The organism is Mesorhizobium sp. CO1-1-8, assembly GCF_020164875.1.
Classification (GTDB): domain Bacteria; phylum Pseudomonadota; class Alphaproteobacteria; order Rhizobiales; family Rhizobiaceae; genus Mesorhizobium.
Genome location: NZ_JAIUGZ010000012.1, coordinates 174,894 through 195,868 on the forward strand (window position 1 = coordinate 174,894; position 20,975 = coordinate 195,868).

At 63.2% G+C, this 20,975-nt stretch carries 23 protein-coding genes and 3 pseudogenes; 15 read left to right on the forward strand and 11 right to left on the reverse strand.

Annotated elements, in window-relative coordinates:
- Positions 1 to 267: 267 nt before the first annotated feature.
- The 5 genes from LB558_RS23075 (at position 268) to LB558_RS23095 (ending at position 5,320) form a co-directional block, all read left to right on the forward strand.
- Entirely contained in the window at positions 268 to 1,284 is a 1,017-nt protein-coding gene (locus tag LB558_RS23075; RefSeq protein WP_224699644.1) for a GlxA family transcriptional regulator, read from the forward strand.
- A gap of 194 nt (positions 1,285 to 1,478) precedes the next feature.
- On the forward strand, positions 1,479 to 2,339 hold the full coding sequence (locus tag LB558_RS23080) for an FAD binding domain-containing protein (protein WP_224699645.1): 861 nt from the start codon (positions 1,479 to 1,481) through the stop codon (positions 2,337 to 2,339).
- The gene (locus tag LB558_RS23085) at positions 2,339 to 2,815 is read left to right on the forward strand and encodes a (2Fe-2S)-binding protein (RefSeq protein WP_023813348.1); all 477 of its coding nucleotides are present in this window, start codon (positions 2,339 to 2,341) and stop codon (positions 2,813 to 2,815) included. Before LB558_RS23080 ends, LB558_RS23085 begins: the two co-directional genes overlap by 1 nt.
- 1 nt (position 2,816) lies before the next feature.
- Entirely contained in the window at positions 2,817 to 5,087 is a 2,271-nt protein-coding gene (locus tag LB558_RS23090; protein WP_224699646.1) for a xanthine dehydrogenase family protein molybdopterin-binding subunit, read from the forward strand.
- Positions 5,075 to 5,320, forward strand: a complete 246-nt coding sequence (locus tag LB558_RS23095; RefSeq protein WP_013530645.1) for a MoaD/ThiS family protein — start codon at positions 5,075 to 5,077, stop codon at positions 5,318 to 5,320. Before LB558_RS23090 ends, LB558_RS23095 begins: the two co-directional genes overlap by 13 nt.
- Before the next feature lie 32 nt (positions 5,321 to 5,352).
- Here the strand turns inward: LB558_RS23095 and LB558_RS23100 are convergent.
- Both LB558_RS23100 and LB558_RS23105 read right to left on the reverse strand, forming a co-directional pair.
- Positions 5,353 to 5,517, reverse strand: a pseudogene (locus LB558_RS23100) (ABC transporter permease); the annotation flags it as partial.
- A 72-nt stretch (positions 5,518 to 5,589) separates the two neighbouring features.
- Positions 5,590 to 5,946, reverse strand: coding sequence for a hypothetical protein (locus LB558_RS23105; protein ID WP_224699647.1), 357 nt, complete (start codon positions 5,944 to 5,946; stop codon positions 5,590 to 5,592).
- A 251-nt stretch (positions 5,947 to 6,197) separates the two neighbouring features.
- Here LB558_RS23105 and LB558_RS23110 point away from each other — a divergent pair, with 251 nt between their 5' ends.
- Complete coding sequence (locus LB558_RS23110) at positions 6,198 to 6,638, forward strand: hypothetical protein (RefSeq protein WP_224699648.1); 441 nt, start codon at positions 6,198 to 6,200, stop codon at positions 6,636 to 6,638.
- A gap of 4 nt (positions 6,639 to 6,642) precedes the next feature.
- Here the strand turns inward: LB558_RS23110 and LB558_RS23115 are convergent, their stop codons facing one another.
- Positions 6,643 to 8,265 (reverse strand): ABC-F family ATP-binding cassette domain-containing protein, encoded by a 1,623-nt coding sequence (locus tag LB558_RS23115; protein ID WP_224699649.1) that lies wholly within the window; start codon positions 8,263 to 8,265, stop codon positions 6,643 to 6,645.
- Between the two features lie 385 nt (positions 8,266 to 8,650).
- On the opposite strand from LB558_RS23115, the gene LB558_RS23120 reads away from it, so the two are divergent.
- Entirely contained in the window at positions 8,651 to 8,938 is a 288-nt protein-coding gene (locus LB558_RS23120) for a hypothetical protein (protein WP_224699650.1), read from the forward strand.
- Between the two features lie 91 nt (positions 8,939 to 9,029).
- On the opposite strand, the gene LB558_RS23125 is transcribed toward LB558_RS23120, so the two are convergent.
- Both LB558_RS23125 and LB558_RS23130 read right to left on the reverse strand, forming a co-directional pair.
- Positions 9,030 to 10,178: a transporter substrate-binding domain-containing protein gene (locus LB558_RS23125; RefSeq protein WP_224699651.1), complete on the reverse strand. Its 1,149-nt coding sequence runs from the start codon at positions 10,176 to 10,178 to the stop codon at positions 9,030 to 9,032.
- Positions 10,179 to 10,422: 244 nt separating this feature from the next.
- The gene (locus LB558_RS23130) at positions 10,423 to 11,022 is read right to left on the reverse strand and encodes a YdeI/OmpD-associated family protein (RefSeq protein ID WP_224699652.1); all 600 of its coding nucleotides are present in this window, start codon (positions 11,020 to 11,022) and stop codon (positions 10,423 to 10,425) included.
- A gap of 264 nt (positions 11,023 to 11,286) precedes the next feature.
- Between LB558_RS23130 and LB558_RS23135 the strand changes: the two genes are divergently transcribed.
- Entirely contained in the window at positions 11,287 to 11,898 is a 612-nt protein-coding gene (locus tag LB558_RS23135) for a hypothetical protein (protein ID WP_224699653.1), read from the forward strand.
- Positions 11,899 to 11,919: 21 nt separating this feature from the next.
- Here LB558_RS23135 and LB558_RS32955 read toward each other — a convergent pair whose 3' ends face one another.
- Positions 11,920 to 12,090 carry a hypothetical protein gene (locus tag LB558_RS32955; RefSeq protein ID WP_263495367.1) on the reverse strand — a complete coding sequence of 57 codons (171 nt, stop codon included), beginning with the start codon at positions 12,088 to 12,090 and terminating at the stop codon, positions 11,920 to 11,922.
- Between the two features lie 33 nt (positions 12,091 to 12,123).
- Positions 12,124 to 12,183: pseudogene (locus LB558_RS33065) on the reverse strand (cupin domain-containing protein); the annotation flags it as partial.
- Between the two features lie 44 nt (positions 12,184 to 12,227).
- Here LB558_RS33065 and LB558_RS23145 point away from each other — a divergent pair.
- Together LB558_RS23145 and LB558_RS23150 are read left to right on the forward strand one after the other, a co-directional pair.
- On the forward strand, positions 12,228 to 12,815 hold the full coding sequence (locus tag LB558_RS23145; RefSeq protein ID WP_224699654.1) for a MarR family winged helix-turn-helix transcriptional regulator: 588 nt from the start codon (positions 12,228 to 12,230) through the stop codon (positions 12,813 to 12,815).
- A 131-nt stretch (positions 12,816 to 12,946) separates the two neighbouring features.
- A pseudogene (locus LB558_RS23150) lies at positions 12,947 to 13,674 on the forward strand (SDR family oxidoreductase).
- Between the two features lie 16 nt (positions 13,675 to 13,690).
- Here LB558_RS23150 and LB558_RS23155 read toward each other — a convergent pair.
- On the reverse strand, positions 13,691 to 14,665 hold the full coding sequence (locus LB558_RS23155; RefSeq protein ID WP_224699655.1) for a LysR family transcriptional regulator: 975 nt from the start codon (positions 14,663 to 14,665) through the stop codon (positions 13,691 to 13,693).
- A 16-nt stretch (positions 14,666 to 14,681) separates the two neighbouring features.
- A complete protein-coding gene (locus LB558_RS23160; RefSeq protein ID WP_013530631.1) occupies positions 14,682 to 15,587 on the reverse strand; it encodes a S1C family serine protease in 906 nt (301 codons plus the stop codon).
- A gap of 195 nt (positions 15,588 to 15,782) precedes the next feature.
- Between LB558_RS23160 and yghU the strand changes: the two genes are divergently transcribed.
- Complete coding sequence (gene yghU / locus LB558_RS23165) at positions 15,783 to 16,649, forward strand: glutathione-dependent disulfide-bond oxidoreductase (protein WP_224699656.1); 867 nt, start codon at positions 15,783 to 15,785, stop codon at positions 16,647 to 16,649.
- A gap of 86 nt (positions 16,650 to 16,735) precedes the next feature.
- Here the strand turns inward: yghU and LB558_RS23170 are convergent, their stop codons facing one another.
- Both LB558_RS23170 and LB558_RS23175 read right to left on the reverse strand, forming a co-directional pair.
- Positions 16,736 to 17,038 (reverse strand): DUF1236 domain-containing protein, encoded by a 303-nt coding sequence (locus tag LB558_RS23170; protein WP_224699657.1) that lies wholly within the window; start codon positions 17,036 to 17,038, stop codon positions 16,736 to 16,738.
- A 615-nt stretch (positions 17,039 to 17,653) separates the two neighbouring features.
- Positions 17,654 to 17,872, reverse strand: a complete 219-nt coding sequence (locus LB558_RS23175) for an exopolysaccharide production repressor protein (protein WP_318011660.1) — start codon at positions 17,870 to 17,872, stop codon at positions 17,654 to 17,656.
- A 157-nt stretch (positions 17,873 to 18,029) separates the two neighbouring features.
- Between LB558_RS23175 and LB558_RS23180 the strand changes: the two genes are divergently transcribed.
- From LB558_RS23180 to LB558_RS23195, 4 genes are all read left to right on the forward strand, one after another.
- Entirely contained in the window at positions 18,030 to 18,470 is a 441-nt protein-coding gene (locus LB558_RS23180) for a hypothetical protein (RefSeq protein ID WP_224699659.1), read from the forward strand.
- A gap of 334 nt (positions 18,471 to 18,804) precedes the next feature.
- Entirely contained in the window at positions 18,805 to 19,011 is a 207-nt protein-coding gene (locus LB558_RS23185; protein WP_224699660.1) for a hypothetical protein, read from the forward strand.
- Between the two features lie 1,230 nt (positions 19,012 to 20,241).
- Positions 20,242 to 20,541: a DUF1236 domain-containing protein gene (locus LB558_RS23190; protein ID WP_224699661.1), complete on the forward strand. Its 300-nt coding sequence runs from the start codon at positions 20,242 to 20,244 to the stop codon at positions 20,539 to 20,541.
- 71 nt (positions 20,542 to 20,612) lie between these two features.
- A complete protein-coding gene (locus LB558_RS23195) occupies positions 20,613 to 20,825 on the forward strand; it encodes a hypothetical protein (protein WP_224699720.1) in 213 nt (70 codons plus the stop codon).
- Positions 20,826 to 20,975 lie beyond the last annotated feature (150 nt).

The window sequence follows — 20,975 nt, forward strand, 5'->3', positions numbered from 1 at the left end:
AAATCGGTGCTCGCCGGCGGCCGTGGCGGCAGCGATGGCGCGCAGCGTTTCGTCCAGGGCCTTTGCCGGCTGCCTGCCGCCGGCTGGCGCTAGCAAGCGCCCTGTGAGCCAGTTGGCGTAGCAATCCATGCTCCGGCACGACAAGGCCGGCGGCACCGGCACTGCTCCACAAGGCAAGTCGCCGGGGGTCCGGTCTCCTATGGCTTGACGACGAGGCTACCGGGGTTAGGGTTCGTCCGAAATGACATAAATCGGGCGAATACTGCCATGCCGAGGCACGTTGCCGTCGTCGTTCACCCTGGTTTCCAGCTTCTCGATGCGGCCGGGCCGACAACCGTCTTCGAGATTGCGGAGCGATACCGCCCGCACAGCTACGAGCTGACGCTGCTGGCGCCCGGCGGCGGCGACGTTGAAAGCTCTTCGGGTCTGAAGCTCCTCACCAGGCCTCTGCGCGACGGCCCTTTCGACACCGTTATCGTATCGGGCGGCGAAATCATCCGCTCCATGGAGGCGATGGACGAGATCGTCGCCTGGTTGAGGCGCGCCCCGGCGCGGCGCATCAGCAGCGTCTGCACCGGCGCGTACCTGTTGGCAAAGGCGGGATTGCTCGACAGCCGCCGCGCAACCACCCACTGGGCCAGCGGCGACGACTTCCACCGCCGCTATCCGAAGGTCAGGCTCGATGCCGAGCGTATTTTCATCAGGGATGGCGACATCTGGACGTCGGCCGGCATCTCGGCCGGAATAGACCTGGCGCTTGCCCTCGTCGAAGACGACCTTGGCGCTGAGGTGGCGCGCCGCACCGCGCAGCAGATCGTCGTGCACCAGCGCCGGCCGGGCGGCCAGTCGCAATTCTCGGCCTTCGTCGAGCTGGGCGGGCGAACCGGCCGCTTCGCCGCGCTGATCGAATGGGTGCGGGCAAACCTGGCCGAACCGCTGACCGTCGAATGCCTGGCCGATCGCGCGGCCATGAGCCCCCGCAACTTCGCCCGGGCCTTCACGGCCGAGACCGGCGTCACGCCGGCAAAGGCCGTTGAGCGCATGCGCCTTGAGACGGCCCGCACGGCGATCGAGACCAGCCATCTCCCGCTTGAGCGCATCGCCGAAACCGCCGGTTTTGGCGATCCCGGACGCATGCGGCGCGCATTCCTGCGTACACTTGGCCAGCCGCCGCAGGCGTTTCGGGCGGCCGCCGAACACAGGGGGGTTCAGCAGGGAAAGCCAAGCAGCGGCTCTGCCCGGCTTAAAGGCCGTTCCGGCCCAAAGGCGGACAAAAGCGAATGAGCGCACTTGATCCATAACCGAAGTTTCACGAAAATCGTCCCAAAGCCGGTTGCTGCCATTCAGTGCGCCACTTTCGGTCTGTTGGACTGGATATTGCGGCGCCTGGCCTAATCGCCGCAGATGAGGAACCGGATAGCCATTATGAGGAGACTGTTTATAACGGTCGCTGAAATCGCGATGACCAAGGGGAGACGATGCGCTACATACGTCCGCTTTCAATAGAAGATGCCGTTGGCCAGTTGGCCGGGTCGGCTGGTACGGCCGCCATCCTCGCGGGAGGCAGCGACCTCCTGGTCAGAATGAAGGGCGGCTTTGCCGAACCAGAGCTGATCGTCGACATCAAGGCCATCGACGGCTTGAGCGAAATCCGGGAAACGGCTGAAGGCTTCAGCATCGGCGCCGCGGTTCCCTGCGCCGTCCTGGGGGAGAACACCGCCCTCAAGAAGGCATGGCCCGGTGTCGTCGAGGCGGCCAAGCTGATCGGCTCCAAGCAGGTGCAGGGACGCTGCACCATCGTGGGCAATCTCTGCAACGCATCGCCGGCAGCCGACAGCGTGCCGGCGCTGGTTGCCGCCGGCGCCAAGGCAGTGGTCGTCGGGCCGGGGGGCAGGCGCACTGTCCCCGTGCAGAGCGTGCCGACCGCGCCGGGCAAGACGTCGCTGGCCAAAGGCGAGATCATCGAGGCGATCCTGCTCGACAAGCACGCGCCGCGGTCAGGCGATGCCTATCTGCGTTTCATTCCGCGCACCGAGATGGACATTGCGGTGGTCAGCGCCGGGGTGAATTTGACGCTCGATGAACACGGTGTCGTCAAATCGGCACGCGTTGCGCTGGGCGCCGTCGCGGCGACGGTGCTTCTGGTCGAAGAAGCGGCGGAGGTGCTCATCGGCTCCAAGCTGGACGAAGCGACGCTGGAGCGGCTCGCCAAGGTTTGCGCGGGGGCCTGCCGTCCCATCGACGACAAGCGCGGCACCATCGAATTCAGACGAAAAGTTGCGGGCGTGCTGGCCAAGCGGGCCGCCACGACCGCCTATGCACGCGCAGGAGGCAAATAATGGCTGGAGTTGCGGTTTCAACGACAATCAACGGCGACGCTGTCGAGTATCTTTGCCAGCCGGACGAGACGCTGCTCGACGTCCTGCGCGATCGGCTGGGGCTGACGGGCGCCAAGGAAGGCTGCGGCACCGGCGACTGCGGCGCCTGCAGCATCATTCTCGACGATCGGCTGGTGTGCTCGTGCCTGGTGCTCGGCGCCGAGGCTGAAGGCCGGCGCGTCGAGACCATCGAGGGCATGGCCCATGGCGATACGCTGCACCCGCTGCAGCAGAAATTCCTCGAGCACGCCGCATTGCAATGCGGCATCTGCACGCCGGGCTTCCTGATCGCGGCCAAGGACCTTTTGGCCAAGAACCCCGACCCGACCGAGGAGGAAATCCGCTTCGGCCTTGCCGGAAACCTCTGCCGCTGCACCGGCTACGACAAGATCGTGCGCGCTGTCCAGGACGCGGCCATAGTGATGAAGGGAGCCTGAGATGAATTTCGATCCACGCTTTTCCGGACGGAAATTCACCTCCGTCGGCACGCGTCCGATCCGTCCCGACGGCATCGACAAGGTGACGGGCCGCGCGCGCTACGGCGCCGACTTCAACATGGCCGGCCAATTGGTCGGGCGTGTTCTCAGAAGCCCGCACGCCCACGCCAGGATCGTGAAGATCGACACGTCGAAAGCGGAGAAGCTCGCCGGCGTCAAGGCGGTGATCACTGCGGCCGACCTGCCGGACCTCACCGATGGCGATGCCGCCATGTACGACGTCCTCGACAATTGCATGGCGCGCACGAAAGCGCTCTATGACGGCCACGCGGTGGCCGCGGTCGCTGCGATCGACGCCCGCACGGCCAGGCAGGCGCTGAAGCTCATCGAGGTCGAATACGAGCTTTTGCCGCACGTCACCGATGTCGACGAGGCGGCGAAGCACACGGCGCCCTTGATCAATGATGCCATCTTCACCGAGGGTCTTGAGGAAAAGCCGGTCAAACCCTCCAACGTCACCAAGCGCAGCCAGTTTGGCCATGGCGATGTCCATCAGGGTTTCGGGCACGCCGACTTCATCGTCGAGCGCTCCTTCAAGACCGAGCAGACGCACCAGGGCTATATCGAGCCGCATGCCTGCGTGGCGAATTTCAGCTCCGACGGCACCGCCGACCTCTGGGTGTGCACGCAGGGCCATTTCGTCTACCGCCAGCACTGCGCCCAGCTGCTTGGCATGGAAGCCTCGAAGCTGCGCGTCACCTCCTCGGAGATCGGCGGCGGTTTTGGCGGCAAGACCCATGTCTGGGCCGAGCCGGTGGCGCTGGCGCTGTCGCGCAAGGCCGGACGGCCGGTGAAGCTGGTGATGACACGCGACGAAGTGTTCCGCGCCTCGGGCCCGACCAGCGCCACCTCGATCGACGTGAAGATCGGCGCCCGCAAGGACGGCACGATCACCGCCGCCGAAGCGACGCTGCGCTACAGCTGCGGCCCGTATGCCGGCTCCTGGGCCGAGATCGGCGCCATGACGGCGTTCGCCTGCTACAAGCTCGATAACGTCAAGACGGTCGGCTACGAAGTGCTGGTCAACCGGCCGAAGACCGCGGCCTATCGCGCGCCCTCGGCGCCGATGGCGGCGTTCGCGGTGGAAAGCGCGGTCGACGAGCTGGCCAAGAAGATCGGCATGGACCCGGTCGACTTCCGCATCAGGAACGCAGCCCAGGAAGGCACAAGGTCGTCCTACGGCCCGGTCTACGGCCCGATCGGTATCGGCCCGACGCTGGAGGCGGTGAAGAGCCATCCGCACATGAAGGCGCCGCTGGGCAAGAACCAGGGCCGCGGCATGGCTTGCGGCTTCTGGTTCAACTTCGGCGGCCAGACCTGCACCGACCTCAACATCGGCATGGACGGCTCGGTCTCGCTTGCCGTCGGCACGGTCGACGTGGGTGGTTCGCGCGCGTCGCTGTCGCTGGTGGCGGCGGAGGAACTCGGCATCGACTATTCCCAGGTCAAGGCGATCGTCGCCGATACGTCCAGCCTCGGCTACAACGACATGACGGACGGCAGCCGCGGCACCTTCTCGTCTTCCATGGCGACGATCTCGGCCGCCCGCAACGCCATCAAGATCCTGCGCGAGCGCGCCGCGCAGATGTGGGACATTGCCGTCGACGACGTGGTCTGGGAAAAGGGCCATGCGATCGCCAAGGGCGAGAAACACGGCAATCTCGGCAAGCTGTCGCTGAAGGAGATCGCGGTCGAGTCGGGCAAGACCGGCGGACCGATCGCCGGCCACAGCGAGCTCGTCGCCGATGGCGCCGGCGTCTCCTTCGCCACCCATATCTGCGATATCGAGGTCGATCCCGAGACCGGCGCCGCCAGGGTCATCCGCTACACGGTCGTGCAGGACGCCGGCAAGGCGGTGCACCCGACCTATGTCGAGGGGCAGTACCAGGGCGGTGCGGCGCAAGGCATCGGCTGGGCGCTCAACGAGGAGTATATCTACGGCAAGGACGGGCGGCTGCAGAACGCCGGCTTCCTCGACTACCGCATCCCGGTCTGCTCCGACCTGCCGATGATCGACACGCAGATCCTCGAGATCCCCAACCCCAATCATCCGTACGGGGTGCGCGGTGTCGGCGAGACGTCGATCGTGCCGCCGCTGGCGGCGATCGCCAATGCGGTGTCGAACGCCGCGGGCGTGCGCATGACGCACATCCCGATGTCGCCGCCGCGCATCCTGGCGGCGATCGAGGCGGAACGGGAATGGTCGAAGTAACGCTCTGGGGCTCGCTCGCCGCAACCGCCGGAGGCAACAGCAAGGTCGAGATCGAGGCCAAGGACATAAGGGAGCTGTTCAGGAAGCTGGCTGAACAGTATCCCGGCCTCGAACCCTTGATCGACAAAGGCATCGCCGTCGCCATCGACGGAACGATCTATCGCGATACGTGGTCGAAGAAGCTGCCGCAGGGGGCGGAGATTTTTCTGCTGCCGCGGCTGGCTGGGGGATAGGCGAACAGCTGACAGAGTAAAAAGTGCACTGTGATCAGGCCGATATAGAGGCAGGCCCGTGATGCCGGCGAGCACGCTGGAGATCACGTAGAGCGCTGTTATGACCTGCCAGTATTGCACGCCCGACAGGCGCGTTGCGGCGTAGAGCAGGCGGCCGAAGCCGGTTTGGCGAGCGTGAAGACGATCAGCGCCATGAGGCCCAACGGCGGCTTTCCATCACTCGCGCCGCTTCGCAGCCCGGCGCCTTCTGCCCGGAAGGCGCCGCAGGGCTATGGATACTTCGTTGGCGGCACCCCAGGGTTCAAATCGCCCTGCAGTTCCTTCGGCAGCGGCAGGCTTGAGCATTGCAGGTGCACTTCCCGCGCGAAGAGCTTTCGTTGCTTCTGCTCATGCTCCTTGATGGCTGCGACGAGCCCCATTGAGTATGGACCAAGCAGGACGCCGAAACCCCACCCCGGATGCTCTTTCTCGCGAGCCTCGTAATCTGAAGCCGCCATGCGGGCCTGCTGGCATGCCGGCGAAGCCCATTTCTGGTCCTGCTGCGAAAGCGACGCCTCATAGTCGACCGGGGAAGCCGCGCATCCAGCCACTGCCGCAGTCAATGCGAGGCAGATTGCGATTCTCATCCGAAGCCTCTCCTAAGCCTTGTGGAGGGCCTGCATAGACCTCTTCATCCCACAAGGCGATAGCTGCGGTCGGGCGCCTACCCCACCCTCCGTAACCCGCCGCCCTCTCCTCGGCCCTCCAGCCGCCGGATTCGAACCCATACTGGTACCAAATCGCGGGGCTTGGAACCAAATCACGGGCGAGACTGTTCAGTTGTAACTTTGATCCCACGCTGCGGCCGGCAAAGCGGCGACATTGAGGAGTTCTCACCATGAAGATTTCATCCGGATTTCGTTCCATCGCGGTCGCCGCCATCGCCACGGCGAGCATCGGCTTTGCCAGCGCCGCGCATGCCGACAGCGGCACGATCCGCTTCGCCGTCTACAAGGCGGCCTTCTTCGTCGGTGGCTCCGGCGGCGAAGGAACGCTGACCTTCCATGGCCGCCGCTATCCCATTTCGGTCGGTGGCGTCTCGGGCGGTCTCGCCTTCGGTGTCTCCAAGACCTATTTTCAAGGTACCGTGCGCCACATCAAACGTGCACGGGATGTGACCGGGGTTTATGGTGCGGCGGGGGGTGGCGGCGCGCTTGGCAAAGGGGCTCAGGTGATCGTCATGAGCAACGACAAGGGCGTCCGGCTCGAATTGACGGGCAGGCAGGTCGGCCTGCAGGTCAACGCCGACCTCAGTGGCATGAGCATCTCGCTGCGGTAAGCGGCTAGCTCCTCGAGCCCGGCGCTTCCTGCCCGGTGCGCTCGACATATTCCGTATAGCCGCCGCCATAGGAGTGGATGCCTTCGGGCGTCAGTTCCAGCACGCGGTTGGAAAGCGCCGCCAGAAAATGCCGGTCGTGCGACACGAACAGCATGGTGCCCTCGTACTGCGACAGTGCCGTGATCAGCATCTCCTTGGTGGCGATGTCGAGATGGTTGGTCGGCTCGTCCAGCACCAAAAGGTTGGGCGGGTCGAACAGCATCAGCGCCATCACCAGCCGCGCCTTCTCACCGCCTGACAGCACACGGCATTTCTTCTCGATCTCGTCGCCGGAAAAGCCGAAGCAGCCGGCGAGTGCCCGCAGCGGCGCCTGGCCGGCCTGCGGGAACGCATCTTCCAGCGTCTGGAACACGGTGCGCTCGCCTTCCAGCACTTCCATGGCGTGCTGGGCGAAGTAGCCCATTTTCACACTCGGCCCGCGCGCGACAGTGCCGGTGTCGGGCTCGGAAGCGCCGGCGACCAGCTTCAAGAGCGTCGACTTGCCGGCTCCGTTGACGCCCATGATGCACCAGCGCTCGCGGCGGCGGACCTGGAAGTCGAGCCCCTCGTAGATGGTGCGGCTGCCATAGCCCTTGTGGACGTTCTTCAGCGTCACGACATCCTCGCCGCAGCGCGGCGCCGGCAGGAAATCGAAGGACACGGTCTGGCGGCGCTTCGGCGGTTCGACGCGGTCGATCTTGTCCAGCTTCTTCACCCGGCTCTGCACCTGTGCGGCATGCGAGGCGCGCGCCTTGAAGCGCTCGATGAAGGCGATCTCCTTGGCCAGCATCGCCTGCTGGCGCTCGAACTGTGCCTGCTGCTGCTTGTCGGCGATCGCCCGCTGCTGCTGGTAGAATTCGTAGTTTCCGGAATAAGCGGTCAGCGAACCGGCGTCGATCTCGACCACCTTGTTGACGATGCGGTTCATGAACTCGCGGTCGTGCGAGGTCATCAACAGCGCGCCATCATAGTTCTTCAGGAAGGACTCCAGCCAGATCAGGCTCTCCAGGTCGAGATGGTTGCTTGGCTCATCGAGCAACATGGCGTCGGGCCGCATCAACAGGATGCGGGCCAGCGCCACGCGCATCTTCCAGCCGCCGGACAGCTTGCCGACATCGCCGTCCATCATCTCCTGCGAAAAGCCGAGACCGTCCAGCACTTCTCGCGCGCGGCCGTCCAGCGCATAACCGTCGAGTTCCTCGAAGCGGTGCTGCGCCTCGCCATATTTTTCGATGATCTCGTCCATCTGGTCGGCCTGCTCGGGATCGGCCATGGCCGCCTCGAGCGCTGCCATCTCGGCCGCGACTTCGGACACCGGCCCGGCGCCGTTCATCACTTCGGCCACGGCGCTGTGGCCTTCCATGTCGCCGACATCCTGGCTGAAATAGCCAATGGTGACGCCGCGATCGACCTGCACCTGGCCTTCGTCAGGCTGCTCCTGGCCGGTGATCATGCGAAACAGCGTCGTCTTGCCGGCGCCGTTCGGCCCGACGAGGCCGACCTTCTCGCCCTTCTGCAGGGACGCCGACGCTTCGATGAAGACAAGCTGACGGCCGTTCTGCTTGCTGATGCTTTCAAGTCTGATCATGCGGTGTCCGGGGAATTGGAATTGGGAGGATTTCCCCGGGCCATACGCGATGAGTGGCGTAAGAGGAAGAGGCGCAAGCGCCGCAGCGCTTCACCCTCCCCTTGTGGGGAGGGTCGGCGCACCGGCGTTGCGAAGCAAGGTCGGTGGGACGGGGTGGGGGTGCGGCGCTGCAAAAGCCCCCACCCCGCTCCGTTGCGCGGAGCGACCCTCCCCACAAGGGGGAGGGTGAAGACGCACCTCAGACACACTCCAGAAACAAGATTCAACATCCGGGAAAAATTCGCGAAAACATCGCCTGTCATAACCACCCTCGCGGCGGTCAAGCGGCCTGCGGCACAACGCGAAGAAATGGTCCCGAAACATGCAACGACGTTCGACCGGATGGATGGGTGCCCTGACAGGCATTTCGCTGGCCATGCTGGCGGTCGCACAATCGGGTGCGGAAGCGGCGGTCACCCGGAGCGAGTATTGCAGCCGGCTCGGCCTTCAACTCGACGGGGCTATCCAAACGAAGGCCACCTTAGGCGCCAGCGCAAGCCAGATCGCCGAGGCAACCGCGCTCCAGGACAAGGCGAACCGGTTTTGTGCCGAGCGCAAGCAGGCCCAGGGCATCAGGACCTACGCCAACGCCCTGAAACTCCTTGGCGTGACACCGGTCGACCTGAACCAGTGACGGCAACCATCAATCCTTGAAAGATAGGCCGCCACTCTCGGAGAGAGAGGGCGGTTCTTCCAGCGCATCGCACCGCCGAAGTTCCTGCCGACTACTTCTCGCCCAGATACTGGAAAACGGCCTGCTTCCACCAATCGCTTTCGATGGTCTGCAGGAGGGCGACATCGAGAGACTTCCGCAACGGGCTGCCGAGCGGCAGCGCAATGGCATATTGCTGCTGGTCGAAGGTCGCATCGAGAACCTGCAGGCTCGTCGCGTAATTCTGCCCGACCAGCCAGCCCAGCAGCGGCTTGTCGTGCACCAGCGCATCGATCTTGCCGGCGCGAAGCGCGTTGAGGCCCTGCTGGATCGAGGCAAAGTCCTGATGACGTATCTGGGTCGAATCCAGATAGGACGCCGTCGACGAGCTCTGCACGGCGCCGACCCTGACCGCGGCGAGATCGCTTTCGCCCTGCACCATTCCTTCCATCTGCGTCACCGTCAGCACCGATGTGACACCCGCGGTAAACACCGCGATCGCAATGATCGATCCCATCATCCAGAGCGCGGCCAGCACGCGTCCCGGCACGGTTCGCGGGCCGAAATCACCGGTGCTGGCCTGCGTCGCAGCGATGGTCGACCACCACATGCTGGAAAACAGTCCCTTGGCGACGCCGCCGCCGAAATCGTCATTGTGCCGACGTTCGAACATCCAGATCAAAACGCCGACCACCACAGATATGATGACCAGCGCCAGCACCGCCTGCAGGAAGCCGAACGACGTCAGGGCATGCAGCACCGGCCGCCATGACGGCTGGTTGTTGAGGGGCGTCGCGATGCCGAGCCCGGTCGTGAAGAAGGGCTGCGTGAAGTCGACAGCCTTTTCGCGGTCGGCCGTGACCGTGATCGCGGCCATCGCCGCATCGAACCTGCCGCTGACGACACCATCTATCTGGTCCTGCACGGCAGGCACTTCGACATAGCGGAAGCGAAGGTTGAGCCTCCCGGCCATTTTCTGCCAGAGGTCGATGCTCAATCCCGACCAACTGCCGTCCTGCAGCTTGAACGCAAAAGGCGGCGCCTGCTTTATCCCAACCGAGATCTCTTTTGCCGGCGAGGCCGAGGGGGATGCCAAGTCGGGGGAAGGCTGGTCGGGAGAAGTCTGATCGGGCGAAGTCTGGGCAAGCGTGGCGCCGGCTCCCACACACGCGACGATGACAATGAGACCCAGCGCCATCGTCCACGAAGCAACTCTTCTCAACGGCAACGACTCCCAGCGACCAGTCCGCCGCTCGATCGTCGCGGCTTTCGAAGGGTAACCGCCGTGCCCTCCTTCGTCCACCGGCGATGTCGTTGCTGAAGCGGCCGCGCCACGCACCGACCATCGAATTGCGCAAAAACAAGCAGTTGGAACAATTTCACGATTCAGATCCTGAAGCGCTTCGCGCAACGCCGGATCCCGTGACGACAGGCTTGCCGTGCCGAAGACAAGTCCGTGCCAAACCTCACTTCCTGCCTTGCGGATGGATCGTCTCGCCGCGCTTCAGCATGGCCACAAACGCCTCGATCTTCTTCTTGCGCCCGGCTTCGGTCTTCATGTTGTGGGTGCGGAAGGCGAGCGCGAAGCGGTTTTGCGCGCTGAGTTTTTCAAGCATGGCCTTCGCAGCGGGTTCGGCGTCTATGGCTGCTTGCAAATCATCGGGAATTTTCATCTGCTTGCCGCTGCCATAGGCGCGCGCCCAGCGCCCGTCGGCCTTGGCCGCCTCGACCTGTTTGAGCCCATGCTCGGTCATACGGCCCTCCTCGACCAGCCGCGCCACATTGTCGATGTTGATCAGGCTCCAGATACTCTTCCTGCCGCGCGGCGTGTAGCGCTGCAGGAAGCTCTTGTCGTCCAACCCCTTGCGCACCGCATCGATCCAGCCAAAGCACAGCACCACGTCGATGGCTTGCTTGGGGGTGATCGACTTCAGTCCCGACCCTACCTTGTGAACCTTGATCCACACTTCGGTTTCCGTGGCGTGGTGCTTGCCGAGCCACGCGTAGAAACTGCCCGGATCCGGGAATTCATGAACCTTGTCGGGATCAACCTTGACCGGCGCCATTAGTTGGCCTGCCTGTGCGGTGTCGCTCGCGCCATCATGTCCTCTGTTTTCACTGCCATCCTGCCTCCGGCATCATGCCCATCGTCATCGACCAGAATGGCACGAGTCGCTGTCAGTTTCCGGCAGCAAACTTGGCGGGCAGGTACGGCGTTCCTTCGCGCCCTTCGACGTGAACATTTTTCTCCCGGCCCCGCTGTATAAAATCCCGGAATACCTGCCATGCTCGCGCTCGGGCACGCCATCTCGCTCCCGGGGGAATACGCCATGAAATCTCTGTTGCTCGCCTTTGCGTTGTTTCTCCCCACGGCAGCCCTCGCCGAGCCGATCGAAACCCGGAAAATCATCACGGCTGTGACTGGCGACTTCAACGGCGACGGCGCCGTCGATCTTGCCATGGTGGTGGAGACCGAGCCCGGCCATCCGATGGACGTCCACTTCTTCCTCAGGGACAAGGAGCACAATTACCTCAAACCCGTGGAGATCGTGCACGAGCAGATCCACGGGGAATGGAACGGCTACGACCGGCCGGGTTACAACAACTCCGACACTGAGCCGGAACTGACGATGCTGCCCAACGGCTCGATCAAATTCTACCTGCCTGCGATGGAGATCGGCAGCGAACGGACCGACATGACGCTGACCATCGCCTGGCGCAATGATGCCTTCATCGTCGCCGGCTTTGCCTATGACCACTATGACTATTTGAAGGAGAATGCCGAAAGCGCCTGCGAGTACAATGTGCTGACCGGCAAAGGCACCAGCAGCGAAAGGCAGCCGGACGGCAGCACGAAGCACAAGACGGTCTCGGTCGAAGGCCAGACCATCGCCTTCAAGGACTGGAACGCGGGCACCACCTTCACCGCTTGCGGCGAGTGACCGGCGCCTCTTCGACCGACTTCAGGTTGGCGGCGGCGCAGCAGGCGTCAGCCCGTGGCGGCGCATGATCTCCATCATCCTGGCCTTGTCCGGCGGACCGCCGGCGGCGGCGTTGAGCAAGCCGAAAGCCTCGCGGAAATAGTCCGGGCCGATCGCCGCCGGCGAGATGACGCACAGCGCCTTCGCATCCATGCTGCCATTGTTGTCGAAGCGGTGGACAGCGCCACGCGGAATGCACAGCGCCTCTCCCGGTCCGACCTCGATCGGCCTGCCGTCGAGGTCCAGGTCAGTACGCCGTCAATGCCATAGATCGTCTCTTCATAGTGGTCATGGCTGTGCGCCGGCGCCGGCAGCCGCTGCGCGCCGGGCACCATCAGCTCGAAGGCAGCAACGCTGCCGTTCGAATTGTCGCCCGTCACCAGGAAGCGAACCGACAGACCGGTGGTGCCGATGATTTCGTTGGCTGGATTGACCTGAAGATTCATGAGACCGAGAACCTGTTGATCGGCGCCCTGCTGCGCGTGCCGGCACAAGCGATCCAGCGGCGGCTGATCAAGGAGCTCAACGCTGCCGGTTTCGACGAGTTGCGCCTGCCCCATATGGCGGTATTGCAGTTTCCCGGGCCGGACGGCGCGCGGCCCGGCACCATCGCCGAGCGTGCCGGCATGAGCAAACAGGCCATCAACCAACTCCTCAGCAGCCTCGAAGGATACGGCTATCTCGTCCGCTCGGACATTCCCGGCGACGGCGGTGCGCGCGTGGTGCGATCCACGGAACGCGGCCATGCCGCCTTCTGGAAAATGGTCGATATCCTGCGCAACATAGAGGAGGAGTGGCGCATCGAACTTGGGCCGGAGCGCTTTGCCCAGCTGAAGGCTTTGCTGTTTGTCGTCTGGGAAAGTCCGCTGGCGCGCTGAGCCAGAGACGGCACTCGTCTGCCCTGCTCCATCGGCCTTTCCGATGGTGCCATCGGTTTCTTCCGTTTCCCTTGACCCACGCCGAACTGCCAAGCCCTGCCCTTGTCCATTCAAACAAAAGGCAGAGCGATATGAACATCTCGAACCACAAAATCCTGATCGTCGGCGGCGGCTCCGGCATGGGTCTGTCGCTGGCCCGGCGCTGCGTCGAGGCCGGCGCCGAGGTGATCATCGCCGGGCGCGGCGAGAACCGGCTGCGGCAGGCGCGCGAGGCGCTTGGCACTCCCGCCGGGCTGGAGACGGCCGTCGTCGACATCACCCGCGAAGACCAGGTCGCGGCTCTGTTCGCAGGGATCGGCGACGTCAATCACATCGTCAGCACCGCAGCCGACATCGAAGGCGCCTACCAGCTGCTGCCGGCGCTTGATCTGAAGGCGGCGCAAAAGGTGGTCGAGAGCAAGCTTTATGGCCCGCTGCTGCTCGCCAAGCACGGTGCGCCACGGCTGGCAGCGACCGGTTCGATGACCTTCGTATCCGGTATTGCCGCCTACAGGCCAGCCGCGCGCGGCTCCGTCGTTGCCGCTGTCAACGCAGCGCTCGAAGGCCTCGTGCGGGCGCTGGCGGTCGAGTTGGCGCCGATCCGCGTCAATGCCGTGTCACCCGGCTGGGTCGACACCACGATCTGGTCGCAGGTGGCCGGCGATCGCAATGACGAGACCCTGGCCGCGATGGCCGAGCGGCTGCCGGTCGGGCGGATCGGCCAGCCCGACGACATCGCCGACGCCATCGCCTTCCTGATCGGCAATGGCTTTACCACGGGAACGACACTGCATGTCGAGGCGGCCACCGCCTCGTCTAAGCCACCGCCGCTTCCGTCAGGAATTGTTTGCAAACAAGGCCTTGGAGCGGTTCGCCGATTCAAGGCCTGAACCAGCCTTGGCGGGCGACGGGACCGGCACGAGCGTGTTGCGCGCAGCGGTGAGCAATTGCCTGAGCGCCGGCGGCTGGACGCGCCGGCGTCGCCAGATCATCGTCAGCGGCGCCGTCCGTACCTGGCCGGGCCATGGCAGTTCGACGATGTCGCCACGCGCCAGCGCATCCGTGACGGCAAGGCGCGGAACGAGGCCCAGTCCAGCGCCGGCAGCCACCAGCCGTGCAATAGCGCCGATGCTGCCGACCTCGGTTGCAAGTTTTGGCGCGGCAATACCCGCCTCGGCAAAGGCCGTATCGAACATGTGTCGGTAGATGCATCCGGGCTCCGTCGCCACGAACTGCAGTTTGGCAAGCGCGACAAGGTCGCCTGGCACGCTGCCCTGCCCCGGAGCCGCGACCAGCACCACGAGTTCGGCTGCAATCGCGCGGCTGGCGAAGCGTTCATCGGCGGCGTTCTTCGCGAAATCACGGCGGTCGAAGCAGAACGCAACATCGATGTCGCCGTCTTCCAACTGGCGCAGCAGCATGCTGCTGTCCGCCACCTTCATCCGCACGGTGATGTCGGGATGGCCGGCCTGGAACCCGGGCAGCCAGGGCGCCAGCCGGGCAGACGCAATTGTTTCCAGCGCGCCGATGGTCAGCTGTCCGCTTGTCGAAGCTGCCGCCGCCTGCACGGCCGCGCGCGCCTCGCCATCGAGACGCAACAAATCCTCGGCGATCGGCTTCAGCGCCAGTCCCGCCGGCGTCAGCTCGAGGCCGGACCTGGCACGCGTGAACAGAGGCGTGCCAAGCTCCGTTTCGAGCGTTTGTATCTGGTCGCTGACGCTCGATTGCGCGAGGTGGACCACTTCTGCGGCGCGCGTGACGTTGCGGCTCCGCGCCACCGCCAGGAAGGTTTTGAGCAGTCTTGGATGCATCGCGTGGCTGATGCGCCTACTGCAGCTGCGGTTTCTTCAAGAAACTGCCACGGTCGGCCGATTTGACGCGCAGCCAGGTTTCGCGGCCGTCACGCAGCACCCGCATCGGGATCTCGGCACCGGCCGAGCCGCTCTCCCACAGCTTGCGATAGAAATCGGCCAGCCCATCGACCGCGCCATCGCGGATGTCCGAGATGATGTCGCCCTGGCGCAGGCCGGCCTTGGCCGCCGGACCACCTTCGGTCACGCTCATCACCACCACCCTGCCGTCGCTTTCAGCCGACAGGGCGCCGAGCCACGGGCGCGGCGGCTTGGCCACCTGGCCGCGCGTCAGGAGATCGTCGAGAATTGGCGGCAACAGATCGATCGGCACCACCATGTTGATGTCGGCGACCTCGCCGTTGCGGCTCATCTGCAGGCGCAGGGAACCAATGCCGAGCAGCGAGCCGTCGGCGCCGAACAGCCCGGCACCGCCCCAGGACGGGTGCGCCGGCGCAATGAAGATCGCCTCGTCGAGCAGATACTCCCAATAGCCGGCGAATTCCTGCTTGGTGACGATCCTGGCCTGCACCGACTGGCCGATGCCGTCGGCCAGCACCACGGCATCGCCGATCCTCGCCTTGCCGGCATCGCCCAGCGCCACGGCCGGCAGGCCGAGCGGCGCCAGCGCCTGCACCAGGCCGAAGCCCGATTCCTGGTCATAGGCCAGCGCGTGCGCCGGGATGACGCGACCATCATGACTGGTCAGCCAAACCTCTTCTGCTTCGGTGATGAGATAGCCGATGGTCAGCACCAGCCCATCATTGCGAATGACGACGCCACTGCCTTCCCTGAGCGTGCCGAGCGCCCCGGCCGTAAACGCATCTTCGGGAACAGTGGCCCGCACGGCAACGACCGAGCGCGGATTGGGATTGATGGTCATGCTTTTGTCCTGGGTGGGCTTTGGCGACATCTTCTATAGGTATGCCACGCAGGAGAAGGCGCAAGGGTGAGGAAGAGCCCAATTGCCGATGTTGGCACTCCGGGCATCGACAATAGTTCAACGCAAGTTGAACTTACACATCCGCAGCCCTAATTTATGGCGACCTGCCATCCTTCCCCGACACGAGGCCCCGAAATGACCGATTACACACCGCCGAAAGTATGGACCTGGAACAAGCCGAGCGGCGGAGCCTTTGCCAGCATCAATCGACCGATCGCCGGGCCGACGCATGACAAGGAACTGCCTGTCGGAAAGCATCCGTTGCAACTCTATTCGCTGGCGACGCCGAACGGCGTCAAGGTCACCGTCATGCTGGAAGAGCTTCTGGCGCGCGGCCACAAAGGTGCCGAATACGATGCCTGGCTCATCCGGATCAACGATGGCGACCAGTTCGGCAGCGGCTTCGTCGAGGTCAATCCAAACTCCAAGATTCCGGCCCTGATGGACCGCAGTGGCACCACACCTGTGCGCATCTTCGAATCCGGTTCGATCCTGGTCTATCTCGCCGAGAAATTCGGCGAATTCCTTCCGACCGAACAGCCGGCCCGCGCCGAGGTGCTGTCCTGGCTGTTCTGGCAGATGGGCTCGGCGCCGTATCTGGGCGGCGGCTTCGGCCACTTTTATGCCTATGCGCCGGAAAAGTTCGAATACGCCATCGATCGCTTCTCGATGGAGGTGAAACGCCAGATGGATGTGCTCGACCGCCGGCTGGCCGAGGTTGAATATCTCGGCGGCAAGGACTACTCCATTGCCGATATAGCCGTGTGGCCGTGGTATGGCGGGCTGGCGCTCGGCCGCATGTACAATGACTCCGGCGAGTTCCTGTCGGTGCAGGAGTACAAGCATGTGCAGCGTTGGGCCAAGGCAATCGACGCCCGCCCGGCGGTCAAGCGCGGCCGCATGGTCAACCGCGCTTTCGGCGAGCCTGCCATGCAACTGCATGAACGCCACGACGCCGGCGATTTCGAGACGAAGACGCAGGATAGACTAGCCGCCGAATAGGCCATCGCGGGTCGCGGCAAAGGAAAACCCGCCACCGACGCGACGTCGGGGCGGGTTTTCCCAAGGCCCAGTGCTGCGGGAACCCCCTAGTGCAGCACTTCCACGATCTGGCGGGTCTCCGGATCGACAAGGACCGTCCGGTCATTGATCACCGCGACGCGGTATTTGACGTCGGGCACCTCACGCAGTTCGACAGTGTCCGGCACCGAGGATCCGAGCTTGAGTTCGACTCCCAGAAGGTTCACCGAGGCAAGCGGTTCCCTCTTGATGTATTCGCGAACGACCGTCTCCTGCTCCGGCTGGACGACGACGACGTTTTCCGCCAGCGCCGCACCAATGCCGCCCATCAGGACGACGGCGGCCGCCGCACTCGTAAGATAAAGCTTCATGACCATTCTCCTGGGTGATAATTAAATTCCGCCCTCCTTGAAAACTCCACCGCTGCCGTACGGTTCCATCGTAACTACAAAATTGAAGACATTGCGATTTCGGTCCGGATATTAATTTGTTGCTGATCAGACGTCTGGCAGGCAAAACGGAAAAGCATGAAAACTTGCACAAATATGTACGGATATTTAGGAGTGAAAAGTTCTATCTGAAGCCGGATTGCGAGCCAACCGGCCTCGCATCCCTCATCTGGATGATGTGAACGGCTCCGGCACGAAAAAGGCTCGCCCCGCCGGGAGCAGAGCGAGCCATGACGGTATCGATGGAAGTGGCAACCTCATCGGTACTGCTAGAGAACGCGAAGCATCAGCACTTGTTCCCAACCTGTCGGCCTGAGCAATATGAGAAGCCGGTCGCGCATGCATCATGTTCACATGATGGCGCGGTGCCGAAATCTTCAGCCGGGATATGCTCAGACGTCGCCGTGCTCAGTGACCAAATACCTTGCGTCGGTCGTGATCACGCTGGCGGCGACGTTCCCCGAGTTTGCCCCAGCGCACGCGCGTGGACAGCCTGGTATGGAAACGCCATTCCTTATCGCTCTCGGTTACCCGGACTCAAAGCTGGACACCGTCGCGATGCAATGGCGGGAAGGCGTCTACCGGATCCTCGCTCGGCACGATATCGTGTGTGCGCCTGAAGATCAGCCTCACGATGAGTACGAAATAGCCGACCTGCAGGACAAGCAGCGTCGCTATCGTCCAGGCAAATGCCTCCCAGAAGGAGCCGGTGGCCATATACGTCCAGACCGCGACAATGATGGCCGTGGCTGACATTCCTACGAGAAACTGTCCAAAATACATGGTTTTCCAAAACCATCGAAACCGCGCCGGCTCCGATCAGTCCCTGCCTCATTCCCATTTCCCACGGACAACATTTCATTATTTTAGCAACTTCGCAAGTAAGCGGCCGGTCGCCGCTACGCGTTCTCCCTTGCGCGACTTGACAACGGTGGCTATCCGGAGCGCGGTGCTGACGCGCCAGCCGTCGACAATCCAGAAGCACGCGGCTTTGCACTTCGAGCACGGGAACAAACGCCGGCACGCCGAGTTTCGCTTCCAGTTTTTTCAAGGACAGGAGGCCAGCATGGCACCGCGCAACAAACCGAGCGCCGACATCGAAGATGACGCACCGCAGGCGGATGGGCCTACCATCGAGCAGCAGGATTGGGATGCGATCAAGGGCGGCGAGATCCTGCCAGACTCCGTGCCGGAAAACGGCGACATGCGTTACGGCATCGAAAAAGACGGCGATCTGCCCGACGAGGACGACGATAACGCCTACCAGGACAGCGACGACGCCCTCCCCGACGATGAGGAAGAAGCCGCAATCACGCGTGATCAGACCCGCGAGGGCCGATTCGACGAGACATGAGCCATTCGTCGCGCAGATATGACTGCCTGTTGTTGAACTTGCCAAAGCCACATTTTCCATGCCCGGTTTGCGGGCAAATGTGCTTGGCGGCTAAGTTTTCCGCCCAGGCATTATATCAGATTTACCTAAAATAGCGGAACATCCAAGGGACATTATCGGAACTGAACAAGGCCTCTTGGACTTTTGCGCACGATGGACAAGACCTTGGTCCTATAGGAAAAAGCAAAAGCCCGACGTGACCGATTGAAGCTTCCAACGAGGGAACATCGGGCCTCGCTTGTCGTTTGTCGCAAAGGCTCGGCACGCCGGGTGCCATGCCTTGGAGAACAGCACGATGCCCCACCGATCCACCATCATCAGGACAGGCTATGGCCCGGGAACGGCGATCGCCGTGCTCATGGTTGGATTGACGGCGGTGGGCATGGTGTTCCTCGTCCTCGGCAGTTCGCTCTACTTCAGTGAGCAGCCTGCGGATCAACGTGCCCTGTCTTCGCCGCCCGCGCGATCGATACACGCGACCGATAGCAAAGCGGCAAACTAACGAGCAACTGCTGAGCGATAGCAGGTTGACGCCGCGCGGGTCTCCAGGCTTCGGCCGAACCGCCATTCCCGCTGCCTGCGACGCGGCGGCCGTGCTGGTGATGGTGCCAGCGGAGCGGACGGCTTCGGTGTTTTGTCCACCGGTGAAGTTTCGGTTCGCTTGCATCAACATTAGATATAACTAATGTAACAATGGCCGGCGACCGCCAGAAGCCGGCTGGCCCGGCGGCCTGCCTTTGCACTTGGCAGCCGGGCCATTTCTTGTCCTTGCCTCGTGCGTCGGCGGGCGGCCCCGCCATCTTGCCGTCTTCGCCTCTGTCTGGCGCGGATTCATTTTCGCGCCGCCTCGTCATGTATAGCGTCAGCCCCGGCAAACAGCCTTCGGCTCTGCAACCGCAGGAAAATATGCGGATGCCAAGCCGATTGCGCTGATCAAATCGCTAAGACGTGCAGGCTAGCTGCTAAAATCGAAGGACGACAGAAGGACCGCGTCTGCGATAGCACCGGACGCGACGGCGACCATGCCGCCAATAACTACGGCAGACCCGTCTCCAACGCCGCCCGTGCCGGCGCCGGCGCCAACCCCGATCCCAGCGTCGATGGTCGACCGGCTGCACCTCCGCATGTGCACCTTCGTCGCCGAAGGCCTCTGTTTGTGATGCCCCAATTTCATCGAGAATGCCGTTTCCGGCGCCCGGAACACCAGCCGCTGCCTCGATCGGGCGAATTACCCCTGCAAGGGCCGCCGCCCCGGCAATGCCAAATATCGCCGTTAAGAAGGATCGCCGATCCATAGTAACCTCCAACGTTGCATAACAAGGCGCTCGGTTGCCGAATGAGCAGGCCGGCGCATAATGAAAATAGAGGATTCGCCAGCCACCGGAGCGGCTTGCGAATCCTATCAGCGCAGGAAGGGACGTTGCTGCGCCGATCGACGACATGTCAGCCTAATACTATCCCCAGAAAGGTGACGGCTGTCGCGAAAATCGGTGCGAGCAACCAGCGCGCTTGGCCAACACTTTTGTCCATCTGTCTCTCCGAATTCCGGAGACAAACAGCCGTGACCAGAGAGCCGTTCCCGTTGGTAAGACCAATGCGCTCGCGGACCAGACTTAAGTCGCACGTATCATCCGACCGAAGCCCAATCCGAGGAACATTTTCATTTGGCTCAAGTTCAGTTGCCGTCAGCGTCGGACGATCCTGTCATGCTGACTCGCAAGGAGAAAACGGTATGAAAATGCACCTAACGAGCGCCGCAGCGGCGCTATTGCTGTTGGCCGGTGTTGGCGCCGTTGCCGCTCAGGACGTTGTCATTCAGCCTGAGCAGGACACGGTCATCCGCGAGTATGTGAAGAAGCAGCCCTTGGCTTCGGTCAAGGTTCCCGGTGTGGAGCTGAATATTGGTAGCCCGTTACCGGACACGGTCGAGCTGCATGAGATCCCCAATGTCAAATACCGCTACGTGGTGGTCGACAACCGCACCGTCCTGGTGGATCCGAGCACCCGCAAGATCATCAAGGTCTACGACTGAATCTCGAAATGTCCAAACCCGCCGCCAGCCATGGCGGCGGGTTGCCCAGCTTCCAATCAGGACGAGTGAAGATGATAAGCAAAGCTGTGACATCCACCGCGTTGGGCGTTCGCCTGGCCGATCTCCAAGCCAGGATGCATGATGCGCGGGTGACGGATGCCGAAATGAAAACCTTTCAAAAGGTCGCGGCCATCATGGAAGATCGTCATGGGCGGATCGATGGCGACGACCTGATTGCGGCGTCGTTCCTCGCCGAGGCGGTCCAGGACCGGCAGACGCCTTGAGGGCATGCCGACAACCAGCAGACTTTTTGACTGCGTACCGGGAAAGCGCGCCGAAAGTCTCAGCCGAATCCGCACTTTTGCTCCGGCCTATTCCGCTTTCGCGGAAGTTTCGAGCGGCCCGCAATGTGCAATGTTGCTAATGCGGCGGTA